The organism is Nosocomiicoccus ampullae (assembly GCF_001696685.1).
GTDB classification, from domain to species: domain Bacteria; phylum Bacillota; class Bacilli; order Staphylococcales; family Salinicoccaceae; genus Nosocomiicoccus; species Nosocomiicoccus ampullae_A.
This window is the reverse complement of record NZ_MBFG01000005.1, coordinates 59,258-82,793: the sequence shown is the minus strand read 5'-3', so window position 1 is coordinate 82,793 and position 23,536 is coordinate 59,258. Positions and strand designations below refer to the sequence as shown.

The following is a 23,536-nucleotide window of genomic DNA, read 5'->3' as shown; positions in this document are numbered from 1 at the left end:
GTTACTTACCTCTTAACCCGTTTAGTCGAGCTTCTACATCTTCATATTGCGCTTTGTATGAAGCTTCTTTTTCACGCTCTTCATTTACGATTTTTTTCGGTGCATTTTGCACAAATTTTTCATTGCTTAATTTACTTTTAACACGTTTTAATTCACCATCTAAACGCTCGAGTTCTTTTTCTAAACGTTCGATTTCTTCGTTTATATCGATTAAACCTTCAAGCGGTAAAACGACAGTCGCACCTTTAACGACTTGAGTTTTTGCATCGTCTTGAATGTTCACTTTTTCGCTGATTTCTAACGTTTCAGGATTTGTGAAACGAGTAATATAGTGTTTGTTTTCTTCAATAAGCGCTCGACTGTTTGCATCTTTAATCTCAATTTTAATATCGATTGGCTTAGATAGTGGTGTGTTCACTTCATTTCTCGTTTGACGTACTGATTTAATAATGTCTACGAGTAAACTCATCGTCTTATTACTTTCTTCGTTAGATAGTGACGCATCAACCGTCGGCCACTCACTCACGACGATAGATTGACTATTATCAATCGCTTGGTAAATTTCTTCAGTGACAAACGGCATAAACGGATGTAACATTTTTAGAATTTTATCAAGTGTGTAAAGTAATACTGAACGCGTCATTTGTTTTTCTTCTTCAGTACCTTCGTTCATTGAGATTTTAGACATTTCAATGTACCAATCACAGAAATCATCCCAAATGAAGTGGTATAAAATACGACCAACTTCACCGAATTCGTATTTTTCAAATAGACGAGTCACTTCACGAATCGTATCGTTTAAGCGCGTTAAAATCCATTCGTCAGCAACTGTTTTTTCGCCCTCTAAGTTAATGTCAGCATGTTTAAATTCTGGACCGATATTCATTAACGCAAATCGAGATGCGTTCCAAATTTTGTTGATAAAGTTCCACACAGACTCTACTTTTCCATCGCTATAACGTAAGTCTTGCCCTGGTGTAGAACCTGTTGATAAGAAGTATCTAAGTGCATCTGCACCGTATTTATCAATCACGTCCATCGGGTCTACTCCGTTACCTAGAGATTTAGACATTTTTCGATTTTGTTCGTCACGTACTAGTCCATGTAATAATACATCATTAAACGGGCGCTCATTAGTTTGCTCAAGACCTGAGAAGATCATACGCGATACCCAGAAGAATATAATGTCATATCCAGTAACGAGTACGTTCGTTGGATAATATTTTTTAAGTAAATCTGTTTCTTCTGGCCAACCTAACGTTGAAAACGGCCATAATGCACTTGAGAACCACGTATCTAATACGTCTTTATCTTGCGTCCAGTTCTCGATATCTTCTGGCGCTTCTTCGCCGACGTACATTTCACCAGTTTCGTTATGGTACCATGCTGGAATTTGGTGCCCCCACCATAACTGTCTTGAAATTACCCAGTCATGAACGTTTTCCATCCAGCGGTTAAACGTACCTTCAAAACGGTTCGGTACGAAATGAACTCTATTGTCCGTCTCTTGGTTTTCGAGTGTTTCATCTCTAAGTGGTGCCATTTTAACGAACCACTGCGTCGATAAATACGGCTCGACAATTGCATTACTACGTTCTGAGTGTCCGACACTATGCATGTGGGATTCTATTTTAATGAGTTGGTCTCTTTTTTCTAATTCTTTCACAATCGCTTTACGTGCTTCAAAGCGGTCCATTCCAACGAATTCCCCACCGAGTTCGTTAATCGTACCGTCTTCATTCATAACGTTAATACGTTCTAAATTGTGACGATTACCTAAGTCAAAGTCATTCGGGTCGTGTGCTGGTGTTACTTTCATTGCACCTGTACCAAATTCTATATCGACGTAATCGTCAGTAATCACAGGAATTTCACGTTCCATCAGTGGTAAAATTACTGTTTTACCAATAATATCTTGATATCTTTCATCGTCTGGATGTACGACAACCGCAGTATCACCGAGCATCGTTTCAGGGCGTGTCGTTGCGATTTCTAAATAACCACTACCATCACTATATGGATACTTAATATGGTAAAATTTGCCTTCGATTTCTTTATGAATGACCTCAATATCACTTAACGCTGTACGTGTTTCTGGGTCCCAGTTAATGATGTATTCACCGCGGTAAATGAGTCCCTTGTTATACATATTAACGAACGTTTTACGTACTGCTTTAGAAAGCCCCTCATCTAACGTGAATCTTTCCTTTTTATAATCTAATCCAAGTCCTAATTTTTTCCATTGATCGCGGATGTGGCCTGCATATTCTTCTTTCCAATTCCACGCGTGAGATAAAAATTCTTCACGTGTTAAATCGTGAATATCAATGCCTTCTTCTTTAAGTCGTTGAACTACACGTGCTTGCGTTGCGATACCGGCATGGTCCATACCAGGCAAGTACAGCGTATCAAAACCTTGCATACGCTTTTGACGTGTAATAATGTCTTGTAGTGTCGTATCCCATGCGTGACCTAAATGTAACTTACCTGTTACGTTTGGCGGTGGGATAACAATTGTAAATGGTGGTTTATCTGACGTTACATCTGATTCAAAATAACCTGCTTCCACCCATGTTTCATATTTTCCTTTTTCAACTTCTGTTGGATTATACTTCGTTGGCATATCCATCTATATCAACCTCTTTCTTTAAATGACAAAATCCCGCCCTACTAAATAGGACGGGATTACCGTGGTACCACCTAAATTTGGCATAAATATGCCACACTTAATTATGATTAACGCTCACTAAACGTCTATCTTTACTATACATTCAAGATAAATTCTACACGTAGACTACTTCATATCACTATGACTATGCTCTCACCAACCGCATATTCTCTGAAGACATTTATGATACTACTACTTCTACTTTTCATATTTAACTACGTTAATTTTATTGTATTCACGCGTTTAAGTCAACTTTTCTGAGCACGTGGTCTCATTAAAAGATAATGAACGATCGGTACGACAATTAGGATGATAAAGAATATTCTAAACAAGTGATAACTTGAAATCATCGCAATATCTCCACCACTCTCCATCGCAACGACGATAATTTGAGCGAGACCTCCTGGAGCTGCTGATAAAAATAGACTCGTAAACTCATGAGAGGTAAACATCGTATAAATGATGACAAGTAACATACTTCCGACAATTAAACCGATGTTTTGTATGACAATTGCACATATGTCACGTAGTGAAAGTTGACTAAATAACGTCGTAATCTGCATTCCGATTCGAATACCGAATAAAATTTGTGCAAATGCAATGAGCACAAAATCTAGCGTAAATGGTGCTTCCGTTATTAAATTCCATACGATTGTTGGGACCATTGGACCGAGCAAGATTGCTGCTGGGAATTTTATCCTACGTAATAAACGATACATCACATATCCTGCTATTGGTATGAGTAACATATATACTGAAAACACTTCAGATAAGTTTGGCACTTCAGTAATTTTACTGACAGAAGAACTTTTTGAAAAATGTGTTATCATCGGCACTAATATGACGATAAAAACAATTCTCGAAGTCTGTGTTAAAGAAACGAGCAGTAAATCGGCGTTTTTGTTTTCTTCAGCCATTATAATCATCTGACTTAAAGCACCAGGAACACTCGCTAACACTGCGGTTTCAACCGTTGAATTCGTTAAATAGCGAAATGGTATCGATAAAAGTAAAGCGAGCATAAGCGTTAAAATTGTAATAATAACGATATTGTACCAGTCATCTGTCATTTTAATAATCGCGGGTAATGTAAATGATGTACCAATTTGAATCCCCATTACAAATACACCGGAATTCGCAAATGGTTTTGGAAAATATATATCATTATCGATAATACGTATAAATAATAGCGTTCCGATAATTGACGCAAACAAGTATGCGAGTGGTATTGAGAAAAACTTAAATACAGCACCTATTAATACGATAAACACAAGAAGACATAATAATTTTAAAAATCTCAAACACCATCACCTCAATATAAAAATACCTCGAGAAATCTCGAGGTATTGTCTCTTATAGATGATAAATAAGTACTGGTAACAGTAAAAGAAACGCTACTACAGGCATTAACCAATATACTAATCGTTCTGAAGCAGGTTGTCTTTTATCTTTCTTTTGAATTGGCATAGTCATCCTACTCTCTTACATATTTATATATTAAATTATGCACATTTTTTCTAACGAAAGCAATACCTATTTCATAATACGTGAAAGTGCGTTTCTAAACGCCTCAATTGTAAACTTAATATCTTCCTCAGTATGTTTTGTTGAAAGGAACATTCCCTCGAATTGTGATGGAGGTAAATATACCCCTTCTTTAATCATTTCAGGATATAGTTTAGCAAATAATTTTAAGTCTGATCCATTTGCATCTTCAAAGTTTTCAACTGGACCATCTGTTAAGAAGAATCCAATCATAGAACCTGCACGGTTAATTGTAAATGGTACGTTAAACTCTTTAAAGACTTCTGTTAGTCTTTCTTCAATCATATCTCCTAAATGATTAAAGTGGTCATAACTCTCTTTATTGAGTTGTTTTAACGTGTGTAACCCTGCTGTCATCGCAAGTGGGTTCCCTGATAACGTACCTGCTTGGTAAATATCTCCAGCCGGTGCGATACGTTCGATAATTTCTTTTTTACCACCGAACGCACCGACAGGTAGTCCACCACCAATGACCTTACCTAAACAAGTAATATCTGGATCGATACCAAAGTATCCTTGTGCACAGTTATATCCAACTCTAAAACCTGTCATTACTTCATCGAAAATTAATAGTGAACCATATTCATTCGTAATGTCTCTCACATATTGTAAGAAATCATTTACTGGAGGAACAACTCCCATGTTACCTGCGACTGGTTCCATAATCACCGCTGCAATGTCGTCACCGTAATGTTCAAATGCGACTTTTAAGCTTTCTTTATCGTTATATGGAACAGTAATCGTATTTTTAGCTGTACCTTCAGGAACTCCTGGTGAATCTGGTAAACCAAGTGTCGCAACACCACTACCTGCTTTGATTAACAGTGAGTCACTATGCCCGTGGTAGCATCCTTCAAATTTTAAGATTTTATTGCGGTTTGTATAACCTCTAGCAAGTCTAAGTGCTGCAAGTGTTGCTTCAGTACCTGAAGATACAAAACGAATCATTTCAACTGACGGTACACGGTCGATGACGAGTTTTGCGAGTTCGTTTTCTACCGCTGTAGGTGCACCGAATGAAGACCCTTTTTCAGCTTGTTGTTTAATCGCTTCAACAACCTCTTCATCAGTGTGACCTAAAATTAACGGACCCCAGCTTAATACGTAGTCAATATACTCGTTACCATCAACGTCTTTCACTTTCGCACCTTTTGCGCTGTCGATAAATAACGGATCCATATTTACCGATTTAAACGCACGAACTGGAGAGTTAACTCCACCTGGCATTAAATGAACTGCTTCATCAAATAATTGTTTCGATTTTTGGTACATCGTTAAATTGCTCCTTCGTTAATTTTTTTACATAAGTCTTTTGCAAAGTACGTAATAATCATATCCGCACCTGCACGCTTAATAGATAACATTTGTTCTACGATAACTTCTTCATCTAGTAAACCTTGTTCGATCGCATTAACAGTCATCGAGTATTCACCACTGACGTTATATGCAATGATTGGTAAATTCGAATTGTTTCTAACGTCACGGATAATATCAAGATATGAAAGTGCAGGTTTTACAATCATCATATCTGCACCTTCACGCGTATCACTCTCTAGCTCTCGTAGTGCTTCTAAACGGTTTGCCGGATCCATTTGATATGTTCTTCTGTCACCAAATGATGGTGTAGATTCTGCTGCATCTCTAAATGGACCATAGAACTTAGATGCGTATTTAATACCGTAACTCATAATCGGAATATGATAAAAACCTGCATCATCTAATCCTTTACGAATCTCTGTAACAAAACCATCCATCATGTTTGATGGTGCAATAATGTCAGCACCTGCTTTAGCTTGTGACACTGCTGTCTCGATTAAGAGCGGTAATGTTTTATCGTTATCAACGTCTTTCGTGTTTGGATCGATGACACCACAATGTCCATGATCTGTGTATTCACATAGACAAGTATCTAAAATAACAATTAAATCAGGATATAATTTTTTAGATAGTTTACATGCCTCTTGAACAATCCCATTTTCATCATATGCACCACTACCAACGTCGTCTTTATGGTTTGGCACACCGAAGAAAATAACCGATTTAATACCGAGTTCATAAACTTCTTTTAGTTCTTCTTCAAGTAAATTTAACGAGATTTGGTAAACACCTTTCATCGATGGAATTTCTTTTTTTACGTTATCACGTTCCACGACGAAAATCGGATAAATTAAATCGTCTTTACGTAATGATGTTTCTCTCACTAAATCTCTCATAAATTCTGATTTTCTTAATCTGCGATGTCTATCAAATTTCATTTTGAAACTCCTTTTCCATTTCGTTAATCATACTTTCTAATGTCGCTTCTTTTGGTATCTTCGTTTTTACATCGTAAGATAATAAAGCACTTTGAGTGACGTGCCCAATAGAAATTACTTTTAAGTCTGTTAAGTCTTCTCTATTAAAATGCTCCATAAAAGCGTGGACTCCAGACGGACTAGAAAATGTGATACCGTCAATATCACTGAGTATACGTTTTAACTCTCTTATCGTAATATCATTCGATGCGGGTGCGTATAACGGTAAATCCGTTAGTTCTGCACCTTCACTTATAAAGTAATCTCGCATAATTGAACGCTTATCTTTACTTGCAGGATAAAGTACACGCATTCCCTTTTCCACTTTAAACTCTTCTTTAAACCCTTCTTGCGTATAATCGCTCGGCTCAAAGTCAACGTGGAATCCCGCTTCGACGAGCGCTTCTGACGTCGTTTTACCAATTGATGCAATATGATTTATGTCGAGCATTTTTAACTCGTCTTTAAAGAAGCGGACCGTGTTTTTACTCGTGATTACAGCGTAATCATATTGTTTATTTAATATCGATTTTTCATACGGTAATTTTTTAAACGTAATAATCGGTAGATGAATTAAATCTAAAGATGTTTCGACATCTCTAAAATGACTTTGAGTAACGACGACTCTTTTATTTATTTTTGTTGATTTCATCAATGATTTCTTTTGCACCGATTTTTTCCATTTCGTCAGCAACTAAATTACCGAGTACAACCGGATCGTCTCCAGATTTTTTAACGAGAAACTTCTCATTACCATCTTCACTCATAATGAGACCAGTTAAATATAATTCACCATCTACAAATTGTGCATTTGCTCCGATAGGCACTTGGCAACTACCGTCCATACGTTTTAAAAACGTACGCTCTGCTGTCGTTTCTGTCGCCGTTTCATCGTGGTGAATCGTCTGTAAAATTTCGTGCATTTCTTTATCGTCTTCACGAATTTCTACACCTAATGCGCCTTGCGCAACTGCTGGTATAAATTCTTCAGGATCAAAGTATTCAGTGACGACATCATCATTCCAACCCATACGTTTTAAACCAGCTGCAGCGAGGATAAGCGCGTCATACTCACCGTCACGCATCTTTTGAATACGCGTGTCGATGTTCCCACGTACCCAGTTCACCGTAATGTCATCACGCATTTGTTGCAGTTGAGCTGCACGACGTAAACTTGACGTTCCGATAATTGAACCTGGTTTTAAGTCTTTAAATGACACATTTCCATTCGATAAAAATGCGTCTCGTCTATCTTCACGAACAGGTACTGCTGAAAGTTTAAATCCTTCTGGTAATTCACTCGGTACGTCTTTTAATGAGTGTACGGCCATGTCGATATCTCCAACTTTTAGTGCGTGTTCGATTTCTTTAACGAATAGACCTTTACCACCGACTTTACTTAATTGGCGGTCGACAATTCTATCTCCTTTAGTTACGATTTCTTTTACTTCAAAGTTTACTTCTGGATTCTTTTCTTTTAACGATTTAATTAATTGCATCGTTTGAGTTTTTGCAAGACCACTACGTCTCGTCCCGACTACAACTGTTTTCATGATTGGCCTACTTTCTCACATTTTGTTTTTCTTTTCTTAGTTTTTCAATCGCTTGTAACGATTGATAATGTCTTTTATGAATATCTTCAACGATAGATTCAATACCAAAAATATGTTCCAGCTCTGTTAACTGTACTGCGCCTTTACGTTCATCCGCGAGTTCTTTCGTGTACGTAATAGGATCACGTAACATTTGGTTAATAATACTTTTCATATGTTTAGATATAATCGTCTTTTCACGTTTAGTTAAATCTGGTAACTTATTCGTGATGCTTTCAAACGTCGTTTCATGTATGTTTAATGCTTTCGTACGCATTGCTTCGATTACAGGACGTACACCTTGCATTTCAACCCAATTTAAAAATTCTAGAATTGATGTGTCTATCATCGCTTCAATTTTTTTAGCTTCTTCTTTTCTCTTTTTTAAATTATCATCGACAATTCCACTTAAATCATCGACATTATAATGATGGACGTTATTTACATTATTAACATTTGGATCGATATCACGCGGTACAGCGATATCAATAAGTATGAGCGAACGTTCATCATCTAGGTTACGGACTCTTTTAATCATTTCTTCAGTAATGATAAAGTTCGGTGCACCTGTACTTGAGATGACGATATCTGTATCTTTCAGTGCATCTTCTAATTCATCCATCGGTCTAAATTGCCCTAAATAACGTTCTGCGAGTTGTTTGCCGTTATCTCTGTTACGGTTTACAACTGTCACATCACTCACACCATTAGACGTTAAGTTTAATAACGTTTCTTCTGACATTTCTCCCGCACCGAGTACGAGAACTTTAACATCTTGAATATTTGTAAAAATCTTCTTAGCGAGTTCTACTGCTGCATATGACATAGACACGGCATTTTTAGAAATATCTGTTTCACTATGTCCGCGCTTTGCGATTGTGATAACCTCTTTGAATAATCGATTAAAAATCTTACCAGTCGTATGTTCTTCTTGTGCGAGTATAAACGCATCTCTAATTTGACCTAAAATTTGCGTTTCACCGAGCACCATTGAATCTAACCCTGCAGCAACCCGGTATAAGTGATGAATTGCTTCATCGTTCACTTTTAACTCTGTCACGTTTTTAACGGTTTCTAGTGGTATGTTGAAATACTCACTTAAAAAGTTTCTCGTGTAATAAGATCCTGTATGCACTTGATCAGTCACGACATATAATTCTGTTCGGTTACACGTTGAAAAAATTACCGCTTCTAATATGCTTTTTTGGTCACGTAACGTATGAAGTGCTGGTACGATATCATGATCACTAAAATTAAGTTGTTCACGTTCATCTACGCTTGCTTTTCTATAGTTTATACTAAGTGCAATAACATGCATTTAGATTGCCCCTTACTTACCGATTAAATATTTGTTCACTTATATAATAGTATCAAATATAGGACCTTCATTTAGGTTTTTGGCTCAATGTTCAAAAATTTGTTAGATTCTATCCTCAATTGCATCGAGCACTTTATCTACATTGTACTTCTCAGTTGAAGAAAATGGGATAATGACGTCTTCAGGTTCTAATTCTAATTCTTTTTTGATAATTGATACGTGTTTTTGTAATTTACTTTTAGGTAATTTGTCTGATTTAGTTGCTACGACAATTGTTGGTATATCGAGTTGCTTTAAAAAGTCATACATTAAAACGTCATCGTTTGTCGGCGGATGACGTAAATCGATAATTTGAACACATGCATGCAACATCTCTCTATGAATAAAATAATTCTCTATCATCGATGCCCATTTCACACGTTCTTTTTTAGATTGCTTTGCGTAACCATAGCCTGGAACATCGACAAATACGAATTGATTATCCGCATTATAAAAGTTTAACGTCACCGTTTTACCTGGTTTACTTGAAATTCTCGCGATATTTTTACGTCCACATATCGCATTGATAAAACTCGATTTACCGACGTTTGAACGCCCTGCCATCGCTATTTCTGGTAAATTTGTTTCAGGATATTGCTCTTTTGCTACTGCCGATATTAAAAATTCAATTTTGTTTGGATTTAATTCCATTTACTCCACCTCTAAAAAAAGGCCGTCTTATAAAAGACAGCCTAATAAATTATGCACTCTGTTCATTTAAGTGAATTTCGTTACCTTCAGCATCATATACTAAAGGATCTGTTTCATTCACAATCGTATCTTTCGTAATTTTAACTTTAGAAATATTATCATTTGACGGTACGTCAAACATAATGTCTACCATACGCTCTTCGATAATTGAACGTAATCCACGCGCACCTGTTTTTCTTTCTATCGCAAGTTTCGCGACCGCAACGAGTGCATCATCATCAAATTCTAACTCAACATCATCAAGTTCAAGCATACGTTTATATTGTTTCACTAAAGCATTTTTTGGTTCTGTTAAAATTGAAGTCAGTGCGTCTGTATCGAGCTCTTCTAAATTCGCTATAATCGGCACACGACCAATAAACTCAGGAATTAACCCGTAGCTTTGTAAGTCGTCCGGACGAACTAATGCCATTAACTCTTCATTCGTATCGACATTTTCTTCGCCGCTACCAAATCCAATTACTTTCGCACCAATACGGCGTTTAATAATCTCTTCAATACCATCAAACGCTCCACCGAGGATGAACAGAATATCTTTCGTATCGATTTGAATCGATTCTTGGTTTGGATGTTTACGGCCACCTTGTGGTGGTACACTCGCAACTGTTCCTTCTAAAATTTTAAGTAATGCTTGTTGTACCCCTTCACCGGAAACATCGCGTGTTATTGACGTATTTTCACTTTTACGAGCAATCTTATCGATTTCATCGACGTAAATAATTCCTTTTTCAGCACGCTCAATATCATAATCCGCTGCTTGAATTAAACGGAGTAAAATATTTTCAACGTCATCTCCAACGTATCCCGCTTCAGTTAAACTTGTCGCATCTGCAATCGCAAACGGCACTTCTAATGTGCGTGCAAGTGTTTGTGCGAGTAATGTTTTACCTGAACCTGTTGGTCCAATTAAAGCGATATTACTTTTAGAAATTTCTACATCGTCATCACTTTCATGGTTAATACGTTTATAGTGGTTATACACCGCAACACTGAGTGCACGCTTTGCTTTTTCTTGTCCGATGACATACTCATCAAGCGCTGCCTGAATTTCACCTGGTTTTGGAATCTCAGTTAAAAATTCTTGTGGTGCGTCTTTTAATTCTTCTTCAATTATTTCGTGGCATAATTCAATACACTCATTACAAATGTAAACGCCACTTCCTGCGATCAGTTTTTGAACTTGATCTTGGTTTTTACCACAGAAACTACATGTTAGATCTTGATCATCTTCGTTAAATTTAAACATGTATACACCGACCTTTCGCTCTTACGTATATTACTATACTATACCGACTCTTTCAAATAAATTGTATTGATAAAAAAACTCTATACACATCCATGTATAGAGCTTTTCTTGATTTTATTGTTTTCTGTTATCTACTAAGAAATCAATTGCTTTTTGGTTTTTAATATCATTTTCAATGACAGATAAATCACCGAGTACTTTTTTGATGTCGTCTTTTGCCATTTGGAATTGGTCTGCTAACTTTTGTAATTCGTTATCGACATCTTCTTCAGTCGCTTCAATGTTTTCAGCTTGTGCAATTGCTTGTAAAGTTATACCAGTACGTACACGTTTAAACGCGTCGTCTTTCATTTGCTCGAGTAAGTCTTCTTTCGTTTGACCAGAGATTTGCTCGAACAACTCTAAGTTTAACCCTTGTTGAGCAAGACGTTGTTCGTATTCTTGAAGCATTCTTTGTTGTTCACTTTCAACCATTGCTTCAGGAATTTCCATTTTCGCATTTTCAGCTGCTTGAACAACGAGAGATTCTCTTAATTCATAATCTCTTTCTTGTTCTTTAAAGTTCTTTAAGTCTTCTTCGATTTGTTTTTTAACTTCGTCAGCTGTTTCAACGCCTTCAAAACCTTCTAATTCTTCTTTAACAAATTCGTCAGTGAGTTCTTTTGCTTCTTTTTCTTTTACTTCGTTTAATTTTACTTTAAACGTTGCGTCTTTACCTTGAAGTTCTTCTGCTTGATACTCTTCTGGGAAAGTAACTTCTACGTCTTTTTCTTCTCCAGCTTTAAGACCGATTAACTGATCTTCAAATCCAGGAATGAATGTACCACTCCCGATTTCAAGGTCGTGTCCTTCCATTTCTCCGCCTTCGAATGCTTCTCCATCAACGAAGCCTTTGAAGTCGATGTTTGCAACGTCACCTTCAGCAACTTCGCCTTCTTTAACGACAAGCTCAGCATATTGACCGAGTAACGCTTCGATTTGTTCGTTTACATCGTCTTCAGATACTTCGGCATCGATTTCTTTACCTTCAAGTCCTTTGTATTCACCAAGCTCTACTTCTGGCTCTACAGTCACTTCTAATTCAAGTACTAAATCTTTGCCTTTTTCAATTTCTTTAACATCAACGCTCGGTTGATCGACTGGTTTAATACCTGTTTCATCAATCGCTTTGCTATAAGCGCCTGGTAAAACGATATCTAAAGCGTCTTGATATAATGATTCAACGCCAAAGCGTTTTTCGAACATTTGACGAGGAATTTTACCTTTTCTAAATCCAGGTACTTGAATATCTTTTTTTACTTTGTTGAATGCTTGGTCTAAAGCTTTGTCAAAATCTTCAGAAGGTACTGTAATTGTTAATGTACCTACGTTTCCTTCTTTCTTTTCCCAAGTTTGTGTTTGAGACATAATCATTTCCTCCGTTATTTTACATTTTAATTAACCTATTCATTGTAACATAATCGATTTTTCAATAAAAGTATCGACTACTTATGAATTTCTTTTTCAATTTTTAGTATCCAATCCGCCACAAAACCATTAAACGAATGCATGGGTAATTCGTTATTTAACATTTTTGTATACGATATAAACCCTTTTGCTAGTTCTTTAGGTGTGAACGGCACTTTAAGAGGATACCATAGTAAGCTAATGTTTAAAAATATTTCAATCGCTTGTTGTATGCGTTCCTCGTGGTCAAAGCGAAGCTGACCGTCTTCGACGATCCAACGAATCGTCGGTTCGACTTTTGCAGATTTCTCAAATTGTTTAAATTCACTAATATGTGCATCAAACGTTTCACCAAATTTTTCTAGATGAATGACACCGTCATACTCTATTTCTTTTAAATAAATGACCATGAGTGATGCTACACTCATATCTCTTTCCGATTGAAGTAATTTATAAACATCATCACCATATGACTCATCTTTTAAATCGATTAAATGCTCAACCGCAGCGATGACAAGTGTCGGATTTTCGGCGTTTAAATACTCATCTATATCAATATCTATCGTATTAAACACTTCATCATTATTTTCATTTGGTTGCGTCATCGTATTTCTTTTCTTTAACTCTTCTGTCGCATAATGTTTGCAATGTGTCGCAAATTGTATAAGTGAGGCTGCCATCCCACTCTCTTTACCTGTCACAGTAACGATATTTGACCATTCGAGTAATTCTTCATATAACTTTAAATTGAATAACGCTTGAAGGATCATGTTCAGATGAACTTCTGCTTCATCGCGTGACACTTCTTTCGTTTGAAAACACTGCTGAGCGTATTTATATATCATTTCATATTCGTTTTTTTGAATTAACACATCATAATACATTTCGACTAAAGTGATATTTGTATGTTCTATTAACGTGTTATATTCAGCAAATCTATCTATAAAAAAATCAAAATCGTTATTGTGATAGAGTGCTTTTAAATCACGTTCGATTTTTTTAATAAACCGTGGGTGTGACGTTAAGTTATTCATATAAATCACGAATGATGAGTTCACTCCACGTTTCGTAGTTTCCTAACTCTTTTAACTCTTCTCTTTTTGACCATATAAGTTGTAGCGTGTCTTCTTCATTCGTAAATACTTTTTCTTTGTCGACATTTACTTTAAATACGAGTCCAATATGGACACGTCCGACTTCGTTTGTATCATCGTTAATTAAACCGATTAGTTCAAACGCGTTTAAGTCTTTCTTTTCTAAGCCAATTTCTTCTTGTAGTTCACGCGCTGCGTTTTCAAACATTTTTTCTTTAATGTTTTCTTCAGATTCAATATCATTCATATGTCCACCGACACCGATTGAATGAAGTCCATGTAGACGAGATTCACCGCCACCTGTTAAACGTTTATAAACGAGCGTTTCATCTTCACTTTCAACAATCGTATATGATACGAGTTGTTTATACGACTCGTCTTCTTCCATATCTCCACGGCGTTTAATTTCATAGTCATCTAACGTCTTCGTGATTTCATTAAAACGTGCATCAGATTGACTTAAAAAACCGTTAAACGCATGTGCTTCATCATTAAATAAATCTTTTCTATTTACTACTAAAATCATTTCATCAAATTTACTCATCTATATACTCCTAATCTTTTACTGTCTTCATTATACTATAGTAATTTTTAATGTGTTTTGCTATAATTTCACATTGAAACAGGTTCGAAAACTTCCCTGTATAAAAAACTAAGGAGAATTACAATGAAATTTACTTCAAAGGATCTTGCAATTAATGCATGTATCGCCGCTTTGTATGTCGTCTTAACGACAATTAACCCCATCGGTCACGGAATGATACAAGTCCGCGTGTCAGAAATGCTCGCTATTCTTCCGTTTATAAACCGAAAATTTATACCTGGAATGATCGTAGGTGTAACAGTTGCAAACTTCTTTTCACCACTCGGGTATATCGACGTTCTTGTCGGAGTAGGATGTGCGGTCGTTTCGTATACAATTAGTTACTTTATTAAAAACTTATGGATAAACGTCGTACAATACGCAGTTGTATGTGGGCTTATCGTATCACTCATGCTGAAATCTGTATTAGGGATACCATATTGGCCATCAGTCATCGCGATATTCATATCGACATTAATCGTTGGTATGATTGGTGCAGTCATATTTAATGCTCTAAAAGAAAGACTAAAATTAGTAGATTAATATAAGCAGTAAAGCACCCAATATTATGGGTGCTTTTTAAATATACCAATTCACAACTTCTTGATTTTCAATTTTAGCAATTATATACGCCTCTTTATCGTAACCGTCGTATTCCATACCACTTACAGACATATAAATTTGCCCTTCATTCGGTTGATAATAAATGTCATAAGGTTCATCTCTAAATTCTTCATCCATACTGACTAAATCTTCGTTAATCAATAAAATAATATGATTTTTATCCATACGTTAAACTCCTTTATATACTTTTTTAATACGTGTATATCGTATACCCAACATAATCAGTAAAGTAATCTTTCATGAAGTATAAATAAAGGTATTTAAGAAAATAAAAAAGCCTGTAACTTTGAAGTTACAGGCTTTAATTACGTCCCGGGAGGGATTCGAACCCCCGACCGATGGCTTAGAAGGCCATTGCTCTATCCAGCTGAGCTACCGGGACCTATCAATGAACACAATAACCATTATAGTAAATGCCACGTCTAAATGTCAACATGTTTTTTTATAATTATACGTGTTTCATTGATTCACTCGAGTTCGACTTGTTTTAACACTTCTCCGTCTCTTTTATAAAACGTTATGATTTTCTCTTCAGTGTCTAATACTGCATATGTTTCTGGCTCAGAACTTCTAGAAGCGGATATTGATCCTGGGTTTATACAGTAAACGTCATTAATTTTTTCTACTTTAGCGATATGCGTATGACCATATAACGCATAAATTGCACCGAGTGCTTTCGCTTTTGAAGCGAGTAAATTTCGATCACGATTTACGTGGTATAAATGACCGTGTGTAAAATAAATAAGTCCGTCATATAATTGTTCAGTTCTAAAACTCGTATCATAATCCGTATTTCCTTTAACATACTCATACGGTTCGAGTAGAGCATCTTCTGATGATAGTTCGCTATCACCGAGATGGATGTATAGATCAGCATCTATTTCTTTAGGCAATTTTTCAATCATTGTCTTTTCTCTATGGTTATCACTGACGATTAATACTTTCATTATTTCACCTAACTTTGAAGTCTATTAAATAAGTTTTCATCTTCTAATAACTTGTCGATGGCACGTTTTCGATGGGAAATCTCAGATTTTTCATCTATCGATAGCTCGCCAAACTTTTTACCATCTAACGTTTGAAAGAGCGGGTCGTATCCAAATCCATTAGTTCCAACTGGTGCTTCTAATATTTCACCGAATACAACGCCCTCATACGTATACGCTGTTCCATCCGGAAATGCGACCGCAATAACAGAAGTAAAGTATGCGGATCTGTTTTCTTCACCTTTCATTAATTGTAATAACTTTTTGTTATTTTCTTGATCTGTCGCGTCATCTCCAGCAAAACGTGCAGATCTTACTCCTGGAGCACCTTCTAACGCTTCTACTGATAATCCTGAATCGTCACTGATTACAGGTAGATTCGTACGTTTTGCACCTTCTAATGCTTTTATTAAAGCATTATCTTTAAACGTTTCACCATCTTCTACAGGATCAAAATCTTCTAAAATAGATTGAATTCCAACGACTTCGAACTGTTTAAAAATTGATTTGAAATCATTAATTTTACCTTTATTACCACTTGCAATTACTATTTTACTCATAAAATACTCCTATAATTTTACTGATTGAATCGTATATTTAAAATTCGGCATCCATTCGTTTAAAATATCTTCGAATTGATTATGGTCACCGTGAACGTAAATCTCGTGTATGATCTCATCGTCTTTTGAACTGAGTAGCTCTTTAAACTCTAGTAACGTACTGACGTCTCTCGCAGTCTCTAATCCAGAGTCGACGATATGCTTTTCATTTGAAAAATAATCATCAATCGCCTGTTTGATTAACGGATAATGAGTGCACCCGAGAATTACTGTATCTGCATTTGTGTCTTTAACGCTCTTTAACGTCTCCTGAATTACATTATCTCGTATATCAGCATTTTTATAATTAAATGCTTCGATAAGTGGTACAAAATCTGGACACGCATGCTCTGTGACGATTGCTGATTTATTAATCTTTTGTATCGTCGACTTATATTTATGTGAAAGCATCGTACCTCGCGTAGATAAGACGAGAATATTATCATTGTCTGAAATTTGTAATGCACGTCTTGATCCCGGTTTAATAACACCGATGACTGGGATATCTATCATCTTTCTAATTTCAGAAATAGCGAGAGCAGTCGCTGTGTTACAAGCAATGATAAACAGCTTTATATCTTTACGATTTAAAAAATTATAAATTTCTTTCGTGAACGATAATACCTCTTCTTTCGAGCGCTCACCATACGGACATCTTAAACTATCCCCAAAATATACGATTTTTTCTCTCGGTAGTTGTCGTACGAGTTCTTTTACAACTGTTAAACCACCGACTCCAGAATCCATGACGCCGATTGCCTTATTATTCATATGACATCGACTCACTTTTTTTAATCATTCGTTTAAGCAAAGTGGATAACATTTCTTTCTCATCTTCAGTAAAATCACACGTAATTTCATCGATGAACTGTACGCGCTTTTTAATAACTTGAGACAATAGTTCCGTACCTTTTTGTTCGATTTTTACGAGAACGACACGTTTATCTTTATGACCACGCTCTCTACGTACAAAACCACTACATTCGAGTTTGTCTATAATATCTGTCGTTGTCGAATAAGCAAGATCTAACTTTTTAGCGACCTCTCCGATCGTTTGACCATTAGAATCACTCACCCATTGTAGTGCGATAAATTGAATTTTTGATAATTTATATTCTTTTAATATTTCACGACCATACAGCCTTACTTGCACCGATAAATGCCTCAATGATTTTTCAATCGATGCACTATTCATATTTAAAGGCATACTTATCCCCACCTTAACCTATATGGCTATATTATACATGAATTAAAAATTGAAATAAAAAAAGATGTGTCGAAACACATCTTTTTGTATATTATTCTACTTCATGGTCACTACCAAAGAATGATTTAAACATATGGAATGTCGTTTCTCTTTGCATAGATGCGATAGACGTTGTTAATGGAATACCTTTTGGACATGCTTTAACACAGTTTTGTGCCATACCACATTCAGATACTCCACCTTTGCCCATTAACGCATCTAATCTTTCGTCTTTGTTCATTCGTCCTGTTGGATGTAAGTTAAATAGACGAACTTGTGAAATCGGTGCTGCACCGATAAAGTCAGATTTGTCGTTTACGTTTGGACACACTTCTAAACATACACCACAAGTCATACATTTAGAAAGTTCATATGCAACTTGACGTTGTTTTTCAGGCATACGAGGACCTGCACCAAGATCGTATGTACCATCGATTGGTACCCATGCTTTTACACGTTTTAAGCTATCGAACATACGTGAGCGGTCAATTTGTAAATCTCTAACGACTGGGAATGTGCTCATCGGTTCTAACGTGATTGGTTGAGTGTACTGGTCAATTAGCGCAGTACATGATTGGCGTGCGTTTCCGTTAATAACCATTGAACACGCACCACAAACTTCTTCTAAACAACTCATGTCCCAAGTGACTGGTGTTGTTTTTTCTCCTTTAGCATTGACAGGGTTTCTTTGAATCTCCATAAGCGCACTGATGACGTTCATATTTGGTCTGTAAGGAATTTCAAAGTCTTCCCAGTAGCTTTGTGATTCTGGGTTTTCTTGGCGTTTGATTTTTAATTTAATTGTTTCTGCCATTTTAATACTCCTCTCAGATTACTTAGTATAGTCACGTACGCGTGGTGGGATTAGGCTTACATCAACGTCTTCGTATTCAAAACGTGGTGCTTCCGTTGGCCCTTCATAATACGCTTTTGTAGTTTTTAACCATTCTTCATCGTTACGGTCAGGGAATTCTGGTTTGTAGTGTGCACCACGAGATTCATTACGGTTTAAGGCACCGATTGTAATTACTCGTGCTAACACTAACATGTTCCATAATTGTCTTGTGAAGAATGCAGCTTGGTTACTCCACTGCTTCGTATCGTCCATATTAATGTTATGATATCTTTCCATTAATTTAACGATTTCTTTATCAGTTTCAACTAATTTTGCGTTTTCTCTAACAACTGTTACGTTGTTTGTCATTAATTCACCAAGTTCACGGTGTAATTGATATGCGTTCTCTTCACCCTTCATGTTAAGAATGTTTTCCCAGCGATTTTCTTCGACTTTTACTGCTTCATCAAAAATTGCACTATCTAACTCTTCGTAAGTCGTTTCTAAAGAGTTCACATAGTCGATCGCATTAGGTCCAGCAACCATACCACCGTAAATTGCTGATAATAATGAGTTTGCACCAAGTCTGTTTGCACCGTGTTGTGAGTAATCACACTCACCTGCTGCGAATAGACCAGGGATGTTTGTCATTTGATCGTAATCTACATATAATCCACCCATTGAATAGTGTACTGCTGGGAAGATTTTCATTGGAACTTTACGTGGATCGTCTCCAGTAAATTTCTCATAGATTTCGATAATTCCACCGAGTTTAACATCTAACTCGTGTGGATCTTTATGCGAAAGGTCTAAGTAAACCATGTTTTCTCCGTTAATACCTAACTTTTGATTTACACATACATCAAAGATTTCACGCGTCGCGATATCTCTTGGTACAAGGTTTCCATAGTTTGGATATTTCTCTTCTAAGAAATACCAAGGCTTACCATCTTTGTATGTCCAAACACGTCCACCTTCACCACGCGCTGACTCACTCATAAGACGTAATTTGTCGTCACCAGGAATTGCGGTTGGGTGAATCTGGATAAATTCACCGTTTGCGTATACTGCACCTTGTTGGTACACGATTGACGCTGCTGATCCAGTGTTAATCATTGAGTTTGTCGATTTACCAAAGATAATACCAGGTCCACCTGTAGCCATAATAACCGCATCAGCACCGAACGAACGAATTTCACCCGTTTTGATGTCTTGCGCTGTAATACCACGTGCACGACCTTCAGCATCTTTAACGATGCCTAAAAATTCAAAACCTTCGTATTTTGTTACTAAACCTTCAACTTCATATTTTCTTACTTGCTCATCAAGTGCGTATAATAACTGTTGACCAGTCGTTGCACCTGCGAATGCCGTACGGTGATATAACGTTCCACCGAAACGACGGAAGTCGAGTAAACCTTCTGGCGTACGACTAAACATAACGCCCATACGGTCGAGTAAGTGAATAATTTTTGGTGCTGCTTCAGTCATTGCCTTAACCGGTGGTTGGTTGGCTAAAAAGTCTCCACCGTACACCGTATCATCAAAGTGTTTATAAGGTGAATCTCCCTCACCTTTTGTATTTACGGCACCGTTAATTCCACCTTGTGCACATACAGAGTGTGAACGTTTAACTGGAACAATTGAAAATAGATCAATTTGTGCGCCGCTTTCTGCTGCTTTTATCGTTGCCATTAGACCTGCAAGTCCACCCCCGACAACGATAACTTTATTATTTGCCATTAGTGACACTCCTTTAAATAAATGCGAATAATGTTTGAACGCCGATGAATCCAACAATTACAAAAACGATAATCGCAACATAGCTCATTATTTGCTGAGATTTTGGTGATTGTGTAATTCCCCATGTAATCATGAATGACCATAATCCGTTTGCAAAGTGGAATACGACCGCAAGAACACCGACTACATAGAATACAAACCAAAATGGACTACCGAGAATATCTGCCATCATATCAAAGTTTACTTCAGCACCTAGTAGTACTTGGAAACGTGTTTGATAGACGTGAATCGCAATAAATACGAATGCAATAATTCCCGTAATTCTTTGAATAAGGAACATCCAGTTTCTGTATGTACCGTATCGACCTACGTTGTTTTTTGCAGTAAATGCAATATACACACCGTAAATACCATGGAATAAAATCGGTAAGTAAATGACAAATGTTTCAAGAACTAAAACAAAAGGCAAGTTACCCATGAATCCAGCAGCCGTGTTAAACGCTTCTGGTCCACGTGTTGCGAAGTTGTTGATGATCAGGTGTTGAACTAAGAACACACCGAGTGGCACAACTCCAAGCAATGAATGCAATCTTCTCACAAAAAAGCTCGAATCTTGTTTAGACACTATTGTCCCCCCTAACCAAATTAACAAATCATAGTGTTTGCTTTATATTTTACGACTCATTATCAGTTAAATCAAGACACTATAAAGCCTTTTCAGCTATTATTGTTAAGTTTTTCAACAATTGCCTCTGAAATGTTTTGTGGAATCCCAATTCTTTGAAAATCTTCAACGGATTTTGTTTTCATATTTTCTACTGATCCAAAGGCACGTAACATCGCTTGTTTACGCTTTGGACCAAGTCCTTTAATATCGTCTAACGCAGAACGAAATGCTGTTTTTTTACGCGTATTTCGATGGAATGATATCGCAAAACGGTGGACTTCATCTTGTATACGTTGTAGTAAATAAAACGTTTGTGAAGTTTTCTTTAAAGGGACGATTGCTGCAGTTTCTCCGTATAACAACTCTGCCGTATTATGTTTGTCGTCTTTTTTTACGCCAGCGACAGGAATAAATACGCCGAGCTCATCTTTTAAAATACTTTTAGCAGCGTTCATTTGTCCAATACCACCGTCTACGATTATGAGATCTGGTAATGCCAAACCTTCACGTAATACACGGCTATAACGTCTGCGAATCACTTCTCTCATCGATTCGTAATCATCTGGTCCTTCAACCGTACGAATTTTATATTTTCTATATGACTTTTTATCAGGCTTACCATCTATAAAAGTGACCATTGCACTGACAGGGTCTGCACCTTGAATGTTTGAGTTATCAAACGCTTCGATATGCCTTGGAGTTTCAATATTCAGTACGTCTCCAAGTGTTTCTATTGCTTCAGTCGTCCGTCTTTCATCTCGCGCGATAATTTCAAAGCGACTTTTAATTGCAACTTCGGCATTTTTACACGCTAGATCAACCATTTCACGTTTACTACCACGTTTTGGGGTGATTGTTTTCATCGGTAATGCTTTATTTAAAATCACTGGGTCAATTGATACTGGTAAATGAACTTCTTTTGGTTTTAAGTTCGAATCTAGCTCATAGAACTGAAAGACGAAACGGTTAAATTCTTCGTCGACTGTATCATTCATTGCAAACATTTCTGCTTTTTTCTCAATCAGTTTACCGTTACGAATCAGCAAGACACTAATTGCCATCCAACCTTTATACGTGTAAAATCCGAACACATCTCTCGCTGTCATATCGCTCGTTAACATGTTTTGTTTTTCCATCGTCGCATTTATATGATGAATTAAATCACGATATTCTTTGGCACGTTCAAATTCTAATGCTTCTGATGCTTTTTGCATTTTATTTTCAAGATCTGTTATGACTGAATCGGTATCACCGTTTAAAAAGTTTGTGATTCCTTGAATCATTTTGTTATTTTCTGTTTTTGTTACTTCATACACACATGGTCCTAGGCACTGCCCAATGTGGTAATACAAACATAATCTATCCGGCATCGTATCGCATTTTCGTAACGGATAAATCCGGTCGAGTAATCGTTTTGTTTCATGTGCACTATAAGCGTTTGGATATGGACCAAAATATTTACCTGTTCGTTTATTAACAGTACGTGTAACGAGTAATCGTGGATGTCGTTCATTCGTAATTTTTATAAACGGATAACTTTTATCGTCTTTTAATAAAATGTTATAGCGTGGTTGATGCTTTTTTATTAATGTATTTTCTAGTAATAATGACTCAACTTCAGAATCTGTGATAACAAAGTCAAAATCGACGATGTCACTCACGAGTCGCATTGTTTTTTCATCGTGTGCACCTGTAAAATATGATCGTACACGATTTCTTAAGTTTTTAGCTTTACCGACGTAAATAATTTCATCGCGCTTATTTTTCATTAAATAACAGCCAGGTTCTTTTGGTAACACCGAAAGTTTTAACTTTAACTGTGAATCTTTTTCCATAAGTAATCCCTCAATTGATATAAAAAAAGCCGCTTATCGCGGCTCAGTCGTATATTATAAGTGTTTTTCGATTAATGAAACGAGTTGCTCTTTTGGTTGGAAGCCAACAACTTTGTCTACTTCTTCTCCATCTTTCATAAGAATTAAAGTAGGAATAGACATAACGCCGTAATCAGCTGCAGTTGCTTGGTTGTCATCCACGTTTACTTTAAGGATGTCTGCTTTACCTTCAACTTCTGTTGCTACTTCTTCTAGTACTGGTGCAATCATCTTACATGGTCCACACCAAGGCGCCCAAAAGTCTACAAGTTTTACACCTTCGCTAATTTTTTCTTTAAAATCTGAATCATTTACATCATAAATTGCCATAGTATTATGCCTCCAAATTGTATTGTAAATATATTATAACAGTTTTTTTTATATAGAAAAATATTATGCTTATTGAAATACAGTTAAATATAATAT

23 protein-coding genes, 1 tRNA gene, 1 riboswitch and 1 other annotated feature are annotated in these 23,536 nt (G+C 36.5%); of the genes, 1 reads left to right on the top strand and 23 read right to left on the bottom strand.

What is annotated here, in order from left to right; all coding sequences use genetic code 11:
- Position 1: 1 nt before the first annotated feature.
- From BBS29_RS04415 to BBS29_RS04360, 12 genes are all read right to left on the bottom strand, one after another.
- Positions 2 to 2,629, bottom strand: coding sequence for a valine--tRNA ligase (locus tag BBS29_RS04415; protein ID WP_068129382.1), 2,628 nt, complete (start codon positions 2,627 to 2,629; stop codon positions 2 to 4).
- Positions 2,630 to 2,672: 43 nt separating this feature from the next.
- Positions 2,673 to 2,883, bottom strand: a binding site (T-box leader).
- Positions 2,884 to 2,916: 33 nt separating this feature from the next.
- Positions 2,917 to 3,939 (bottom strand): AbrB family transcriptional regulator, encoded by a 1,023-nt coding sequence (locus tag BBS29_RS04410; RefSeq protein WP_218836835.1) that lies wholly within the window; start codon positions 3,937 to 3,939, stop codon positions 2,917 to 2,919.
- 262 nt (positions 3,940 to 4,201) lie between these two features.
- Positions 4,202 to 5,485, bottom strand: a complete 1,284-nt coding sequence (gene hemL, locus BBS29_RS04405) for a glutamate-1-semialdehyde 2,1-aminomutase (protein WP_068129377.1) — start codon at positions 5,483 to 5,485, stop codon at positions 4,202 to 4,204.
- A 2-nt stretch (positions 5,486 to 5,487) separates the two neighbouring features.
- Positions 5,488 to 6,468, bottom strand: a complete 981-nt coding sequence (gene hemB / locus BBS29_RS04400) for a porphobilinogen synthase (protein ID WP_068129375.1) — start codon at positions 6,466 to 6,468, stop codon at positions 5,488 to 5,490.
- Positions 6,458 to 7,159: a uroporphyrinogen-III synthase gene (locus BBS29_RS04395; RefSeq protein ID WP_084778842.1), complete on the bottom strand. Its 702-nt coding sequence runs from the start codon at positions 7,157 to 7,159 to the stop codon at positions 6,458 to 6,460. The genes hemB and BBS29_RS04395 overlap by 11 nt, the downstream gene beginning before the upstream one ends.
- Positions 7,137 to 8,060: a hydroxymethylbilane synthase gene (gene hemC, locus BBS29_RS04390; protein ID WP_068129373.1), complete on the bottom strand. Its 924-nt coding sequence runs from the start codon at positions 8,058 to 8,060 to the stop codon at positions 7,137 to 7,139. Before hemC ends, BBS29_RS04395 begins: the two co-directional genes overlap by 23 nt.
- 7 nt (positions 8,061 to 8,067) lie before the next feature.
- Complete coding sequence (hemA, locus tag BBS29_RS04385) at positions 8,068 to 9,417, bottom strand: glutamyl-tRNA reductase (protein ID WP_068129371.1); 1,350 nt, start codon at positions 9,415 to 9,417, stop codon at positions 8,068 to 8,070.
- 102 nt (positions 9,418 to 9,519) lie between these two features.
- Positions 9,520 to 10,107 (bottom strand): ribosome biogenesis GTP-binding protein YihA/YsxC, encoded by a 588-nt coding sequence (gene yihA / locus BBS29_RS04380; protein ID WP_068129369.1) that lies wholly within the window; start codon positions 10,105 to 10,107, stop codon positions 9,520 to 9,522.
- Between the two features lie 49 nt (positions 10,108 to 10,156).
- Positions 10,157 to 11,413: an ATP-dependent Clp protease ATP-binding subunit ClpX gene (clpX, locus tag BBS29_RS04375; protein WP_068129367.1), complete on the bottom strand. Its 1,257-nt coding sequence runs from the start codon at positions 11,411 to 11,413 to the stop codon at positions 10,157 to 10,159.
- Positions 11,414 to 11,527: 114 nt separating this feature from the next.
- Positions 11,528 to 12,820: a trigger factor gene (gene tig / locus BBS29_RS04370; protein WP_068129365.1), complete on the bottom strand. Its 1,293-nt coding sequence runs from the start codon at positions 12,818 to 12,820 to the stop codon at positions 11,528 to 11,530.
- 77 nt (positions 12,821 to 12,897) lie between these two features.
- Complete coding sequence (locus tag BBS29_RS04365; protein ID WP_218836834.1) at positions 12,898 to 13,917, bottom strand: hypothetical protein; 1,020 nt, start codon at positions 13,915 to 13,917, stop codon at positions 12,898 to 12,900.
- Positions 13,886 to 14,497, bottom strand: coding sequence for an NUDIX domain-containing protein (locus tag BBS29_RS04360; protein WP_068129362.1), 612 nt, complete (start codon positions 14,495 to 14,497; stop codon positions 13,886 to 13,888). Before BBS29_RS04360 ends, BBS29_RS04365 begins: the two co-directional genes overlap by 32 nt.
- A gap of 73 nt (positions 14,498 to 14,570) precedes the next feature.
- Positions 14,571 to 14,615, top strand: a riboswitch (PreQ1 riboswitch).
- A gap of 5 nt (positions 14,616 to 14,620) precedes the next feature.
- Between BBS29_RS04360 and BBS29_RS04355 the strand changes: the two genes are divergently transcribed.
- Positions 14,621 to 15,079, top strand: a complete 459-nt coding sequence (locus BBS29_RS04355; protein ID WP_068129359.1) for a QueT transporter family protein — start codon at positions 14,621 to 14,623, stop codon at positions 15,077 to 15,079.
- Between the two features lie 36 nt (positions 15,080 to 15,115).
- Here the strand turns inward: BBS29_RS04355 and BBS29_RS04350 are convergent, their stop codons facing one another.
- The 11 genes from BBS29_RS04350 to trxA form a co-directional block, all read right to left on the bottom strand.
- Complete coding sequence (locus BBS29_RS04350; protein ID WP_068129357.1) at positions 15,116 to 15,325, bottom strand: hypothetical protein; 210 nt, start codon at positions 15,323 to 15,325, stop codon at positions 15,116 to 15,118.
- A 143-nt stretch (positions 15,326 to 15,468) separates the two neighbouring features.
- Positions 15,469 to 15,542, bottom strand: a tRNA-Arg gene (locus tag BBS29_RS04345).
- 85 nt (positions 15,543 to 15,627) lie between these two features.
- A complete protein-coding gene (locus BBS29_RS04340; protein ID WP_257009084.1) occupies positions 15,628 to 16,107 on the bottom strand; it encodes a metallophosphoesterase family protein in 480 nt (159 codons plus the stop codon).
- 8 nt (positions 16,108 to 16,115) lie between these two features.
- The gene (gene rdgB / locus BBS29_RS04335; RefSeq protein ID WP_068129353.1) at positions 16,116 to 16,706 is read right to left on the bottom strand and encodes an RdgB/HAM1 family non-canonical purine NTP pyrophosphatase; all 591 of its coding nucleotides are present in this window, start codon (positions 16,704 to 16,706) and stop codon (positions 16,116 to 16,118) included.
- Between the two features lie 9 nt (positions 16,707 to 16,715).
- Entirely contained in the window at positions 16,716 to 17,516 is an 801-nt protein-coding gene (gene racE / locus BBS29_RS04330) for a glutamate racemase (protein WP_068129351.1), read from the bottom strand.
- Complete coding sequence (locus tag BBS29_RS04325; protein ID WP_068129349.1) at positions 17,509 to 17,952, bottom strand: MarR family winged helix-turn-helix transcriptional regulator; 444 nt, start codon at positions 17,950 to 17,952, stop codon at positions 17,509 to 17,511. The genes racE and BBS29_RS04325 overlap by 8 nt, the downstream gene beginning before the upstream one ends.
- Before the next feature lie 91 nt (positions 17,953 to 18,043).
- Positions 18,044 to 18,805, bottom strand: a complete 762-nt coding sequence (sdhB, locus tag BBS29_RS04320; RefSeq protein ID WP_040928684.1) for a succinate dehydrogenase iron-sulfur subunit — start codon at positions 18,803 to 18,805, stop codon at positions 18,044 to 18,046.
- An 18-nt stretch (positions 18,806 to 18,823) separates the two neighbouring features.
- On the bottom strand, positions 18,824 to 20,569 hold the full coding sequence (sdhA, locus tag BBS29_RS04315) for a succinate dehydrogenase flavoprotein subunit (RefSeq protein WP_068129347.1): 1,746 nt from the start codon (positions 20,567 to 20,569) through the stop codon (positions 18,824 to 18,826).
- Between the two features lie 13 nt (positions 20,570 to 20,582).
- Positions 20,583 to 21,194, bottom strand: coding sequence for a succinate dehydrogenase cytochrome b558 subunit (locus tag BBS29_RS04310; protein WP_068129345.1), 612 nt, complete (start codon positions 21,192 to 21,194; stop codon positions 20,583 to 20,585).
- A gap of 92 nt (positions 21,195 to 21,286) precedes the next feature.
- Positions 21,287 to 23,071, bottom strand: a complete 1,785-nt coding sequence (gene uvrC / locus BBS29_RS04305) for an excinuclease ABC subunit UvrC (RefSeq protein WP_068129343.1) — start codon at positions 23,069 to 23,071, stop codon at positions 21,287 to 21,289.
- Between the two features lie 54 nt (positions 23,072 to 23,125).
- Complete coding sequence (gene trxA / locus BBS29_RS04300; protein ID WP_040928688.1) at positions 23,126 to 23,440, bottom strand: thioredoxin; 315 nt, start codon at positions 23,438 to 23,440, stop codon at positions 23,126 to 23,128.
- Positions 23,441 to 23,536 lie beyond the last annotated feature (96 nt).